This window comes from Paenibacillus sp. SER-28 (assembly GCF_052906305.1).
Map to the genome: position 1 here is coordinate 95425 of NZ_JBRECM010000005.1, position 15220 is coordinate 110644.

Consider the following 15220-nt stretch of genomic DNA (forward strand, 5'->3'; position numbering starts at 1 on the left):
AATTTAAGAGCAATTAACCATCCATCGATATCAAACCGATCCTCCAACAAAAACGCTATAAGCTGAAAACATCAGTGCATCCCCTGTATGGCACAAAATGGCCGACGGTCAGTGGTTGAACTGCCGCCTGCCATTATATGCACTGCAGGGAATAGTGTATCTCAAGATTTCTCCCTTAATTTCAATCCGTTATTTTCTACGCGGACGCGAAGGAGCGGATTTCTTTTTAGGAGCCGCGGGTTCACCACTCGTCGAGATTTTGTCTTCGTCGATGACAGCTTGACGCTCTTGATTGGATTCAATTTGTGCTTTCATGATGTATGTCGCTACTTCCTCTTGGATGCTAGCAATCATAGCATGGAACATTTCGAAGCCTTCAAATTGATATTCGCGCAGCGGATCGGTACCGCCGTAAGCACGCAAGTGAATACCTTGACGCAATTGATCCATAGCATCAATATGGTCCATCCATTTGCTATCGACTGCACGCAGTACGATAACTTTCTCGAACTCGCGTACCATATCTTCGCCAATCATTTCTTCACGGCTGTGGTATCTGTTGGTAACTTTTTCGAAGATCATATCCACGATCTCCTCTTTTTCCTTGCCCCACAGGTCGTCACGTGTAAGTGTATTTTCCTCAAGCAGGTTGTTGTTCACATACTCTGCTACTTCTTCAAGTTCCCAGTTTTCAGGAATGTCATCACCGCAATGAGCTTCCACCACACGCTCAATGACAGGCTTGATCATGTCAAACACAATTTCCTTGATGTTCTCTGATTCCAGCACCTCACGGCGTTGCTTGTAAATAATAGCACGCTGCTGGTTCATTACATCATCATACTGGAGAACGACTTTACGTTGATCAAAGTTGTTGCCTTCGACACGTTTTTGAGCTGATTCGATAGCACGTGTAATCATACGACTCTCGATAGGTTGGTCTTCCTCGAAACCCAACCGCTCCATCATATTCAGTACGTTGTCCGCACCAAAACGCTTCATTAACTCATCGCCCAGCGATAAGTAAAACTGTGTGGAACCCGGATCACCCTGACGTCCTGCACGTCCGCGAAGCTGATTATCAATACGACGGGATTCATGACGTTCTGTACCGATGATGTGCAAACCACCGAGTTCTGATACGCCTTCGCCCAGTACGATGTCAGTACCGCGTCCAGCCATGTTGGTAGCGATGGTAACTGCGCCAGCTTCACCTGCACGGGAAATAATCTCAGCTTCCTCAGCATGATACTTGGCGTTAAGCACTTTGTGACGAACGCCTTTGCGTTTCAGCATTTCAGAAAGAAGCTCCGAGTTTTCAATAGAAACCGTACCTACTAATATCGGCTGGTTCTTTTTGTTACGCTCCAGAATTTCATCTACCACTGCATGGAATTTGCCTTTTACGCTCTTGTACACTACGTCAGGCATATCCACACGCTGGTTGGGGCGATTCGTCGGGATTTGGAGCACTTCCAGACCATATATTTTTTTGAATTCTTCTTCTTCTGTTTTCGCTGTACCCGTCATCCCCGCCAATTTGCGGTACATACGGAAATAGTTTTGGAATGTAATCGTCGCTAGCGTCATGCTTTCATTTTGTACAATGATGTTTTCCTTCGCTTCAATGGCTTGATGCAAACCATCACTATAACGGCGTCCAGCCATCAGACGACCTGTAAACTCATCGACAATCAGAACCTCACCGTCAGCTACGACATAATCCACATCCAAACGCATAATAGCATTAGCCTTCAATGCCTGTACAATGTGATGATTGATTGTAACACTTTCCTGATCGTACAAGTTTTCGAGACCAAAGAAATTTTCAGCTTTGGATACGCCGTTTTCGGTCAAAGCAACCGACTTCACCTTAATATCCAGCGTGTAATCTTCTTCAACATTCAGGCTCTTCACAAACCGGTCGGCCGCGAAATACAGCTCTGTCGATTTCTGAGCTTGTCCTGAAATAATCAATGGTGTACGAGCTTCATCGACGAGAATGGAATCGACCTCATCAATGATACAGAAGTACAACGGACGTTGAACCATCTGCTCTTTGTAAAGCACCATATTATCGCGTAGATAATCGAACCCGAACTCGTTGTTTGTACCGTACGTGATATCACAAGCATACGCTTCCTGCTTGGCGGCATGATCCATATTGGCCAAATTCAGGCCTACGGACATTCCCAGGAAGTTATAAATCTGTCCCATTTCTCCGCTGTCACGTTGCGCCAAATAGTCATTGACCGTAACCACGTGCACGCCTTTGCCCAACAGAGCATTCAAATAAACCGGCAGTGTTCCTACCAGTGTTTTACCTTCACCGGTTTTCATTTCGGCAATTTTACCTTCATGCAGCGCAATACCGCCGAGCAACTGTACGTCATAATGACGTTTACCCAGCACCCGTTTGGACGCTTCACGAACCGTTGCAAAAGCTTCCGGCAAAATTTCTTCAGCCGTAGTCCCTTGTTCGACCCGAGCTTTAAATTCCTCCGTCTTCGCTTGCAACTCCTCATCCGAGAGCTTTTCGAAATCCGGCTCTATCTTATTGATCAGTTCAACCGTCTTCATTAAACGCTTGACATCACGTTCATTGGTATCTCCGAAGATTTTCTTAACAATTCCTAGCATGGTTTACCCCTTTCACGCAAAACAATTAATAGAATCAATTTCACAATAAGAAAGGGTCCATGATGAAATTGATTCCCGATATGTTTGACAGGCCCGGCTGTACCAGCCCATCGTGCGATGTTCTTTGCATAAATTGTAACAGTTTGTAGGACATGCCGCAACACAAGCAGCCTCCAGATTTGCATCCGGTTAAAGATACCAAAACAATTGACGCACGAAATACACAACTTGGTTACACTTATCCAAGTTAAATTTTCCTTACATTTATAAAAAACATATAAAAGAGCCCTATCCCGCCAGGTTCGCAAGGATAAGGCTCGTGTTGTTTTCATTTTCCTAATATCCATGAAGCATGCTTCAATCGAAATCGTTCTATTCATTTTAAAATGTGAAAAGTTCCTACTTCACAGGCTATTCCCGTTCGATCAGACCGTATTTACCATCATTGCGCTTATAAACTACGTTAACTTCTTCGTTGTCAATATTGGAAAATACAAAGAAATTATGTCCAACCATGTTCATTTGAAGAATAGCTTCTTCCACATCCATAGGTTTCAATAAGAAACGCTTGGTGCGGACGACTTCCAGCTCATCCAGTTCTACATCCTCATCTTCAGCAACAGCCACGCCACCTGCCGGATCTTCCACAAAAAGGGTTTTCAAACTGCCTTCCTGACGGAATTTTCGGTTTAGCTTGGTTTTGTGCTTGCGAATTTGCCGTTCAAGCTTGTCTACCACGGCATCAATGGATGCATACATGCCATCGCTCTCGTCTTCGGCACGGAGTACAAGCCCCGGCAAAGGAATGGTTACTTCTACAGTGTGCAAATCTCTGGTTGTGCTTAACGTTACACTTCCATCAGACGTCGGGGGTGCATCGAAATACTTTTCAAGTCTGCTGAATTTCTTATCAACGTAGTCCTTCAAAGCGTCGGTAACCTCGATCTGTTGACCTCGTACTGTTAAGTTCATAGGGCACGCCTCCTTTGCCCCTTCAGTATAGCACATATGTTAACGCCAAGTAAAAAAAGAGACCAACATTCCGAAGCTATTTTACAAAATTCTTCTTTTTTCGCTAAAACGCTTCCGATAACGTCATTCTTTGAAAACAGGTATGTTTAAAATCGACTTGCATACATATGTGAATAATGAGTGCATATACGAATATTGCTCCGCTGACGTCATGACAAACAACTATTTTGGGCTTCATGCTAAGCGATTTTTATCGAAAAAGGGGGTGTCCCTTTCCCGCTGGACAGGTACATGGACTTGTGCGGTATGCAAGGCCTGGTTACAACCCAGACAATTTATACGAAAGGATTATTACACCCAGCCTAGCTGGCTCTTCCCTATACGGAGATCCCAAGATAACGGATTTGGAAGAGATGGAAAGTAGGAGCTAATCCATGGCTTTTATTCAGCGTTACGTAACGAACCAGACGGGGGCTGTCACCTTTATAGGGAATACACTTGGGCTGGCACGCTCTAATTCGGTAGGAGTGCCGGGAACAACGACCAGCATTGGCGCGTTCATCACAACCAATACAGCCTCTCGCTTCGGCACGTATCCATTTGGCACGACTTCTGCCTTTACCAGTAACTCATCGACAGCATTCCTTGTGCTCCCTGCGGGCAGTACGGTGCTGTACGCTGAGCTTATTTGGGGAGGAAGTTATGCCAACGGCAGTACCAATGTATTGTCCAGCACCAACAACCCGGTCACATTTCAGACACCTGCTTTATCTACTACGGTCAGTCCTGAATCTGCAACATCAGTCAACGTCACCAGTCTCAGTACCTATGTGAGAACAGCGAATGTCACAAATCTAGTCATTCAAGGCGGTGCAGGGGCATACACGGTCGGAAATGTGACGGGCACCATCACGGTTCCCGATTCCACCAACACCAACCATGCCGGCTGGACGCTGGCTGTGGTGTACAATAACCCATCTCTGCCCTTCCGTAACCTGTCGCTACGCGTTGGTGGTGAAGGGGTCAGTACCGCTACAGGCTCGGTTAATGTGGTGGTGAGTGGCTTTGCCACGCCCGTACAGGGGACTTTGCGCGGTAGGGCGCTGATTAGCGCCCAAGAGGGTGACGTGGATATCACTGGTGACCGTGCGTTGTTTGGACCTACCACATCCAGTTTGACTGCGCTGTCTGGGCCTAATAATTTTTCAACTAATTTTTTCGCTTCTCAAATAAACGGAGACGACGGTACATTGGTTACGACCGGGACCTTCGGTACAACTAATGCCGTGAATGGGGCACCTGGAACGCAGGTGACGGGCGGAAGGCAAGGCTGGGACATTACCAATGTCGATATTTCCTCCACGCTGCTCAACAGCCAAACCACAGGCGTCCTCCAGCTGACAACAAATGGCGACATTTACACTGTAAATGCCAATGCCATTCAAATTGATATCAATGCTCCGCTGGTGACCCTGTCCAAAACTGCCAGCTCTACAGGCTTGGTTATTGGCGATACAGTTACCTATACGGTTAACATTTCGAATACGGGGCTCGTCAGTGCTTCCAACACAGTGCTTACCGATACCATACCAGCCGGGGCTACCTTCGTACCCGGCAGTGTTGTTGTCGCGGGCACAGCCCAGCCAACAGCCAATCCCGCTACAGGTATCACAGTGGGCAGTGTAGCTCCTGCTTCCACGGTGACCATTACATTCCGTGCAACCGTCACTTCATTGCCAGCAAACACCCAGCTGGGCAATCAGGCATCGGCATCCTTTTCCTTTCAAACCGTGCCTGGAGGACCTGTCATTTCTGGCAACGTTCCGTCCAACACTGCCAGTACACCGATTTACCAGCCCGTCATCGGGATTGTTAAAAGTGCCAATACAACGGCTGCTACAGTTGGAGATACGATTACGTACACGTTTCAAATATCCAACACAGGCAGCATTGCTGCAAATCTCAGCTTTTCGGAGAGTATTCCCGCCGGATCATCCTTCATACCGGGCAGTGTGACCATTGGTGGCTCTTCCGTGCCTGCTGCCAATCCCGCTACTGGTTTTTCAGTAGGAACGATTAATACAGGTGCTACTATACCCGTGACCTTCCAGACTCTCGTCAACGCGGTTCCCGCCTCTGGTAATCTGACCGATCAGGCGGCTTACACGTATACCTTCACACCGCCTGACGGACGTGTATTGAACGGAAGCGGCACGTCCAACACGCTCACCATTCCCGTATCCTCACCAAATGTGACCGTGACAAAAGCCTCTTCCCTGGCAGCAGCCGTAGTCGGAGAGACTGTTCAATTTACCATAACCGCCACAAACAACGGAATCGCCAATGTGACCAATGTAGTCGTTACCGATCCGCTGCCAAGCGGAGTTGCCTTTGTACCTGGTAGCGTCACCGTGAACGGAACTGCTTCTGCGACTGCTACACCTGTGAATGGCATTCCGATCGGCACTTTAGCTCCAGGCGCATCGGTTACGGTTGTATTTCGGGCAGCCATTAATTCTCTGCCTTCTCCTACACAGATCAACAATCGTGCAACTGTCAGCTTCACTTCCGGGGCCTTTACCGGATCATCTTTATCCAATCTTGTAACCATACCAGTCGTTATTGCAGCGCCGACGATTACTAAAAGCGCAAGCTCCAACCGTGCCAGCGTTGGCGGGACGATTACTTATTCATTTCTCATCGCTAATACCGGAACAGCCGTATTAAACACAACCTTGACGGAAACTGTACCGACAGGCTCCACCTTTATTCCCGGAAGCGTCATTGTCGGCGGGTCCTCAGTGCCAGGCGCCAATCCTAATACGGGAATTTCAGTGGGCACCTTAAGCCCTGGTGCACAAATTACAGTCTCATTCCGGACGACAGTGGATTCCCTACCACCCGGGGGTGGGTTAAACGATCAGGGCCTGCTCCAATATTCATATCAGTTGCAAGACGGAAGAACCCTGTCGGGCTCACTTCTTTCCAATATTGTTTCCGTATCGATTTCGCTTCCCAACGTAGCAGTAACCAAGTCTGCGGGGTTCACATCCGTTAGTGTTGGCGAAACACTGACCTACAGCGTGAACGCCGTTAATAACGGAATTGACCCCATCACAAACACCGTGATTACCGATCCACTCCCCGGCAGCGTGTCATTTGTGCCCGGAAGCGTAACCGTCGGTGGATCACCTGTGAGCACAGCCGATCCAAGAAGTGGGATTCCAGTCGGCACCATTGGCGCAGGCGCATCCGTGCAGGTGTCCTACGCTGTGCTGGTCAATGCCGTTCCGTCCGTACAGCCGCTGCAAAACACAGCCAGTGTCAGCTTCACCAGCGGTGCTTTTACCGGAACATCCCAGACAAATACCGTCTCTGTGCCGGTTTATCAGCCTCGCATCAGTGTGGCCAAATCTGCAAATACAACAGCAGCTACGATAGGCGACACGATTCTGTACACATTGTTGGTCACGAACAGCGGCAACTATAACGCTTCTGTAACGCTGACAGATGCTATTCCTGCCGGGTCCACATTTATGGAGAACAGCGTGGTAATCAATGGTGTTAGTCAGCCCGGAGCCAGTCCAGCAGCAGGTATTTTCATCGGAACCGTGTCGCCGCAAAGCCCTATCACATTGACATTCCAAACTGTAGTGGCTTCTCTTCCAACACCATCCCAACTGACAGACCAGGCCACCGCCGCCATTTCCTTTACGTTGCCCGATGGGCGAGTGCGAACAGATAGCACATCGTCCAACGTATTATCCATTCCTCTGTCAGCGCCGAATGTGTCCATTTCGAAGACTACAGACCGTTCCACCGCCATTCCGGGTGATTCGGTGTTATACACCCTGACCGTACTCAACAACGGAATCCAGACCGTGAGCAATGTGGTCGTTTCCGATCCTATATCGGCCGGCTCTCAATTCACTGCGGGTAGCGTAACGCTGAATGGCTCCACAATAGCCAGTGGAGATCCGTCTTTAGGTATCGTAATTGGGAGCATTGCCGCTGGAGGGGGAGCTACGATCACTTTCAGGGCAACGGTATCCTCTCCATTGCCAAGTCCGCCGCAGCTCACCAATCAATCGCGTGTCAGCTACACCAGCGGTGCTTTTTCAGGCGTATCCGTATCTAACCCGGTGACAGTGGCTTTGAACGCTCCGGTGTTAAGCGTAAGCAAAACGGCCGAGCCTATATCAGCCACAGTCGGAAACATCGTAACGTACTCTGTGGCAGTAACCAACAGCGGTAATATTGCAGCTGCTGCCACATTGATAGACAATATCCCCGCAGGCTCAGCACTGGTACCGAACAGTGTGGTTGTCAACGGTGTTCCTATTCCCGGTGCCAGTCCCGAAACAGGTCTGTCTATTGGCTCCATTGCACCTGGAGCCGTGACTCAAACAACTTTTCAGGTGGTGATTACTTCCGTGCCTTTACCTCCCCAACTCACCGACCAGGCGAATATCAGCTTTTCCTTTCAACCGCCGGATGGCCGGATTGTTAACGGCAATGTTTCGTCCAATATTGTCACAATTCCTGTATCATCACCCAATGTGCAGGTAAGCAAAAGTGCTTCGGTAGCTGACGCAGTTCCCGGTGATACAATAACTTATACCATTACAGCTACCAATAGCGGAGTCCAAACCGTGACGGATGTTCGGGTAAACGATACGATCTCGTCGGGCTCCACTTTTGTTCCTGGCTCGGTTATTGTAAATGGAACGACATTGCCGTCAGCCAGCCCCTTAACGGGGATACCAATCGGTTCCATCGCTGCTGGAGCGTCAACAACCGTCACCTTTTCCGTGTCTGTCAACAGCCTGCCTGACCCCCCTCAGCTGAGTGATCAGGCTACAGTTTCTTTTACCAGCGGTACACTGAACTTCACATCACTCTCCAACACAGTGGTCGTCCCTGTTTACCAGCCTATTATCAGTCTTGTTAAAATCGCAAATACGAGTCAAGCAACGGTAGGCGACACCGTAGTCTATACACTCACCGCCCAAAATACAGGTAATCTAGCAGCGACCGCCAGCTTCACCGATGCCATTCCATCAGGCTCCTCCTTTATACCGAATAGCGTCACCGTGAACGGTCTGCCTGTTGCTGGAGCCAATCCTCAATCAGGGGTAGTGGTCGGAAACATTGCAGCAGGGGCTTCTGTCGCCCTTACCTTTCAAGTGGTCATTAACGCTGTCCCTGCTGGCCTGGGTCTATTAAATCAAGGTTCGGCCACATTCACCTTCCAGCCACCTGACGGCCGCACATTAAATGGGAGCGCACAATCGAATCCGGTGTTCATTCCCGTATCCAATCCGAATGTCACCGTGACCAAAACGGTCAATCAGACTTCTGTTGCCTTCGGCGATACCATTACGTATACCATTAATGCAGTAAATAGCGGCATTACACCCGTGACGGGAACTGTCTTTATCGACCCGATTGCTGATGGCACTACTTTTATACCTAACTCCGTACAAGTCAATGGTGTCACTATACCGGGAGCCAACATCGCCACAGGCGTATCCGTAGGCACTGTCCCTGCTGCCAGCTCAGTAACGGTCACCTTCCAGACCACGGTAACATCCTTGCCAGCGTCAGGTTTGTCAACGGATCAGGCAACGGTCTCTTTTAATTCCGGGGCTTTCGCAGGTCAATCCGTCTCAAATCAGGTCAGCCTGCCTGTATTACAGCCGATCCTGAATGTGACCAATACCCTCAGTGCAGATCGTGCAACCGTAGGGAATACACTTGGCTTTTTCATCACTGTAACCAATACCGGCAACGCGCCCGCAGAAACGGTCGTGCTTGATCTGTTGTCCAGCTCGCTTAGCCTGAATCAAAATAGCGTACTGGTCAACGGTTCGCCCATTCCCGGAGCAGACCCGATTACAGGCATTAATATCGGTTCGGTCGCCCCAGGTGCGACGGTAACCGTCTCGTTTAGCGCCGTGGTCATATCAGTACCACCTGGCTCCATATTAACCAACCAGGCCACTGTGAACTACACGTTCCAGCTACCAGATGGACGAACGCTGACCGGAAATGGTGCAGCCCTACCTGTATCCATTCCGATCTCATCACCGAATGTTACCGCCACGAAGGCAGCTGATGTGGCTGTCGCTGTCGTGGGTGATTCTATCCCCTATGTCATAACTGCGTTCAATAACGGACTCGATCCGGTTACTAACGTAATCGTCACAGATACCATTCCTTTTGGAACTGCCTTTGTCCCGGGCAGCGTTACAATCAATGGCACTCCTGTTGTTACAGCCAATCCGCAAAACGGCATTCCTGTCGGAACGCTTGGAGCTGGGGGCGGAGCCACCATTCGCTTTTTGCTTAACGTACAATCACTGCCTTCGCCAGCGTCCATTACCAATGAAGCGACCGTCAGCTTTACTTCAGGTGCATTTAATGGATTTTCGGTATCCAATCCCGTTACCATCCCTGTGTATCAACCGATCGTCACTGTAACTAAAAGCGCGGGAACGGGAAGAGCTACGGTTGGAGATACTGTAACCTATACATTCTCCGTTACGAACTCTGGAAACATCGGCGCAGATACCGTCCTTAGTGATCCCATTCCGGCAGGGGCTGCTTTTATACCTAATAGTGTAGTGATCAATGGCACCGCCGCACCTGGTTCAGATCCAAGTGTTGGGATTTCATTAGGTATCATAGGTGCAGCTACGACTGTCACTCTGACCTTTCAGGCAGTCATTACCTCACTGCCCGCATCAGGTACATTGGTCAATCAGGCGACCGCAGCTTACAGCTATCAACCTCCAGATGGTCGTGTCCTGACTGGAAGTGCAGTATCTCCGTCTGTGACCGTCTCGGTCTCTTCGCCAGATGTGGGCGTTATCAAAACAGCCTCCGCTACAGATGCCGTAGTCGGAGATACCATTACGTATACTGTGATTGCTACGAATAACGGAATCAGTCAAGTCGTCAATGCCGTTGTATCTGATCCACTGCCACCCGGTACCAGCTTTGTTCCGGGTAGCGTAACCGTGAATGGAACTTCGGTGCCTGCTGCGTCGCCAAGCTCCGGTATCCCTGTAGGCACCATTGCAGTAGGTGGTTCGGCAGCAGTTACATTCCAGGTCTCCGTCGTTAATCTGCCGCAGCCGCCGCAAATAACCAATCAAGCGACCGTCAGCTTTACTTCAGGCGCGTTGACCTCGTCTTCGCAATCCGATCCGGTCACCTTGCCCGTTTATCAGCCGATCATCGGCCTGACCAAAACCGTCAATACTGTTAATACACAGATCGGGTCAACATTGGTCTATACCCTGACGCTCACCAATACCGGAAATATTGCCGTTATACCTGTGCTGTCGGATAACATTCCTGCAGGTTCTGAACTACTGCCTAACAGCGTAGTCGTTAACGGCATCCTTGTACCAGGGGCTTCGCCAGTTACAGGCATAACGCTCGGATCACTGGCCCCTTCAGGCAGTATTACAGTGAGCTTCCAAACTATCGTCTCGTCTCTGCCAACTCCGCCTGTATTGACCGACCAAGGGCAAGCAAACTTTACGTACTCACCGCCAGATGGTAGGGTGCTGAGTGATTCCGTCACATCCAATACAGTCAATGTTGCTGTGTCTGCACCTAATATTCAGGTGACGAAAACATCCAGTCTGGCAGCCGCTGTAGTCGGAGATACGATCAGATATACACTGAGCATCACAAATAGCGGTGTGGATTCAGTCACGGATACTGTTGTAACCGATACAATTCCTGCAGGTACCTCCTTCGTTCCGGGCAGTGTCCTAATCGACGGAGTAGCCTTCCCTAATGCCTCTCCGGTTGCTGGAATTGCCATTGGAAACGTCGCACCTGGAAATACATTCGTTGTCAGTTTCCAAACGACTGTCCAGTCTTTGCCGCAGCCACCACTGCTCACAGATATTGCAGCCGTCACATTTACTAGCGGAACGTTCATTGGCACTGCCTTTTCCGATCCACTCATCGTACCTGTGTTCCAACCGTTAATTGCAATTACTAAGGCATCCAGCACTCTTAACGCCTCCGTCGGCGATACACTGACCTACACGATTACGGCCGTGAATAGCGGCAATATTGCAGCAGCGCTTACCATCAGCGATAACATCCCGGCCGGATCGACTTTCCTTGCCAACAGTGTCAGCATTGCTGGCAGTCCACAACCTGGATTGTCCATCGAAACTGGCGTTCCAGTTGGATCCGTGTTGCCAGGCGGAACGGTATCTGTAACGTTCCAAACCGTTATCAATACTCTGCCTAATCCACAGGTACTGGTCGATCAGGCATCAGGCTCATTCACTTTCCAACCACCAGATGGCAGGACTGTATCTGGATCTGCGGTATCCAATTCAGTTAGTATCTCTGTATCCTCACCAGACGTTAGCATTGTCAAAGGAACGGCGGCTACCGACGCCATTATTGGCGATATCATCACCTACACACTGGCTGTCTCCAACAATGGGATCAGTACAGCCAATAATATAGTGGTTTCAGATATGATTGCGGCGGGAAGCTCCTTTGTAAATGGCAGTGTTACCATAAACGGCACTTCCTTCCCTGATGGAAACCCTAGCTTTGGCATTGCCATCGGTACGCTCGCTCCAGGAGCTGTTACTACCGTTACGTTCCAGGTTCGAGTCGACTTCCTGCCAACACCGGCACAATTAACCAATCAGGCATCCGTTAGCTTTACCAGCGGAGTATTTACTGGCAGCTCAACATCTAATGTGATAACCATTTCGGTCTTCCAGCCGATCCTGACAGCAGTCAAAACAAGCAATACCAATAATGCCACAGTCGGAGACATCATCACTTACACGATTGTCGTATCCAACACGGGTAACATTGCAGCCTCGACTACTGTAAGTGACAATATTCCAGACGGCTCTGTATTCCTTCCGAACACAGTCTCGATTAACGGCATTGCAGCTCCCGGTGCAAGCCCGGTTTCTGGCATCTCGACTCCAGCCATACCACCAGGACAATCGGCAACCGTCACTTTCCAAGTGCTGGTATCCTCCATCCCTGCAACCGTACTACTAGTCGATCAGGCTGAGGTAGACTATCGCTTTAATGCACCAGATGGGCGAGAGGCAGGCGGTTTCCATTTATCCAACATTGTTGAGGTAGCCGTGTCACCGCTAGACATCACATTAAGTAAAAGCGTAAGCTCACCTTTCGCCACTACAGGCGATACCTTGACGTATGAACTCGTGATCCTCAACGAGGATACGTATACCGTGCAAGATGCCCGTTTGCTGGACACTTTGCCAGAGGACATCGAGTTTATTACAGGTTCAGTTCAGATTAATGGATCTACGGTGGCAGAAAGCGATCCCGACACTGGCATACCTTTGCCACCGTTAGAAGCGAATACCAAGACTGTCATATCCTTTGATGTCCGTATCACAGCGACAGAACAGCCAGGACCACGTACGAATCAGGCGCGCTTGTTACTCTCAAATGGTGAAGAAGCGAGTGCCGTTTTGTCCAATGCTGTCACCATTGCCTTACTTCAGCCTGTGGTGAAACTGACGAAAACAGCCAGCACGGAGAGCGTACAGCCAGGCCAAAGCATCACCTATTCTATCGTCACAGAAAATACGGGAAATATCGGTGCGTTTGGCTTGTTAACGGACTCATTGCCATCGGAGCTTGCTTTTGTTCCTGGCTCTGTTTCGGTTAATGGAATCCCTCAATATGGGGTCCGTCCAGGGCAAGGCATTGCCCTAGGCACCATCGCACCAGGAGAAAAAACGACTACCGTCTTCTCCGCGCTTGTCATTCGTGCCTCCGAGTCTGGCACACTGGTGAATCAAGCTTCGCTGGCTTACTCCTACCAGCTGCCCGACGGACGAAGCACGAATCTGGTAACTGCTTCACCTTCTGTCTCGGTTAAAGTAGCCCCTACTGCTAGAGGAGCCTTGTCAGCCGTGCTACGCACAACAGTGTCTACTGTCACATTAGGGGATGCTGTACCTTATCAGCTGACTCTTGTTAACGATGGAGGCTCGGTCATTACCGATGTAGTATTAGCCGATTACGTACCGAATGGAACCATCATAAACCCGGATAGCTTGAGAATTAACGGTTCTCCACCTGCTGCTAGCAAGCCGGGTGAACCATTATTTATCGGCAGCTTACAGGCGGGACAGACAATGGATGTATCCTACAGCGTGAACGTTCAGTCTCTGCCTCTCGGAGGACGTCTAAACAATAGCGTACGGCTTCAATATGCTGGCAGTGACGGTGCGAGCGAGGTTACCAGCAACACCGTGACTATAACTGTTTTTGATCCACAGCTTGCCGCAAGTATCTCTACGGAGAATACAGAGGCCATCGCAGGAGAAAGCCTTACTTATACGGTACTGCTCAACAACTTTGGCAACGTAACATCCGAAGTTACACTGCAACATTTCATTCCTGCCGGGACTCTATTGATTCCTGACAGCATACAGTTGAATGGTCAGTCACTGTCGGGAGTCGATCCTGCTGTCGGTGTTAGCCTTGGGTCTGTGGAACCCGGACAGTCATTGACACTGACTTATCAAGTGACCGTATTAGAGGCGCCTCCATCCGGCTACATCGTAAATCAAGCTGCCTTTGCCTACTCGTTTACGTTACCTGGAGGAAGAGTCGTATCGGGGACATTGAATACCAATACCGTTACGATCCCAGTTGTATTCCCACTGCTCGAATTAGTTAAAAAGGTGAGTACCACGGATGCCTCTGTAGGCGACACACTCACCTTCACCATACAGATTACTAACAAAGGGGGAATCACAGCGCAGTATCCGCTGTTCACAGACCCTTTGCCGCATGGACTCATTTATGTACCCAACAGCCTGACTATTCAAGAAAAAGCACAGCCAGGCGCTAATCTCGCTGCAGGTATCACGCTCCCGGATATTGCACCAGGGGAGACGCTCACCCTTACATTACAGGCACAAATCCGTGAAGCACCTGCAGATGGAACATTCAGCAACCAGGCCACCATCGAATATACCTCACGTCGTAGTGGAGGAGAGACCATTCAGGAAACCTCCCAGACCAACACCGTCGGCGTGACCGTTATTGCAGCCATCCCTAAACTTACGCTTAGCTCCAGCGCTTTGCGTGTCGGCCAAGAAGATACCCTGTCCTTTACCGTCTATGTGGAAAACATCGGAAACACCCCACTGGAAGAGCTCTTGCTCACTGCACCATTTGCAGCCGAAGATTTCATTTTGCTACGAACGGTCACCGTGAATTCTGTGCCACTTCCGCATCCTAACCTGCTCCAAGGTATTCCGTTAGGTCGGCTTGATCCAAACCACAAAGCAGTCATCGTATTCTCTTTCGACATCGAATCTGCGCTCCGCGCGTATCTGATCGCCCAGGTTATCCTGCGCTATCAATTCCGTTATCCAGACGGAAGCGTAGAGAAACAATCTGCCTCCTCCAATACCATTTTTGTGGAAATGGCTGACTTTGATGGTTCTCTAGAGTAAAAGTTCTATTGTGTTAAGCTCCTTACCACTGGGTAAGGGGCTTTTTTATGTAATTAGATAACATAAAAAAGCCCTGGAATATATTCCAGGGCAGTTGC

Annotated in this window: 3 protein-coding genes; 1 reads left to right on the plus strand and 2 read right to left on the minus strand. The window is 49.4% G+C overall.

The annotated features are described in order from the left end of the window. Positions 1-189: 189 nt before the first annotated feature. Positions 190-2640 carry a preprotein translocase subunit SecA gene (gene secA / locus ACUYLD_RS14585; RefSeq protein WP_069290528.1) on the minus strand — a complete coding sequence of 817 codons (2451 nt, stop codon included), beginning with the start codon at positions 2638-2640 and terminating at the stop codon, positions 190-192. 411 nt (positions 2641-3051) lie between these two features. Further along, a complete protein-coding gene (gene hpf, locus ACUYLD_RS14590) occupies positions 3052-3612 on the minus strand; it encodes a ribosome hibernation-promoting factor, HPF/YfiA family (RefSeq protein ID WP_446675365.1) in 561 nt (186 codons plus the stop codon). A 434-nt stretch (positions 3613-4046) separates the two neighbouring features. Here hpf and ACUYLD_RS14595 point away from each other — a divergent pair, with 434 nt between their 5' ends. After that, a complete protein-coding gene (locus tag ACUYLD_RS14595; protein WP_446675366.1) occupies positions 4047-15122 on the plus strand; it encodes a DUF7507 domain-containing protein in 11076 nt (3691 codons plus the stop codon). The last annotated feature ends 98 nt before the right edge of the window (positions 15123-15220 follow it).

What these genes read in the sequence shown, in the direction of transcription:
- secA (WP_069290528.1), bottom strand. Translation starts at nt 2,640, where the DNA reads ATGCTAGGAATTGTTAAGAAAATCTTCGGAGATACCAATGAACGTGAT.
- hpf (WP_446675365.1), bottom strand. Translation starts at nt 3,612, where the DNA reads ATGAACTTAACAGTACGAGGTCAACAGATCGAGGTTACCGACGCTTTG.
- ACUYLD_RS14595 (WP_446675366.1), top strand. Translation starts at nt 4,047, where the DNA reads ATGGCTTTTATTCAGCGTTACGTAACGAACCAGACGGGGGCTGTCACC.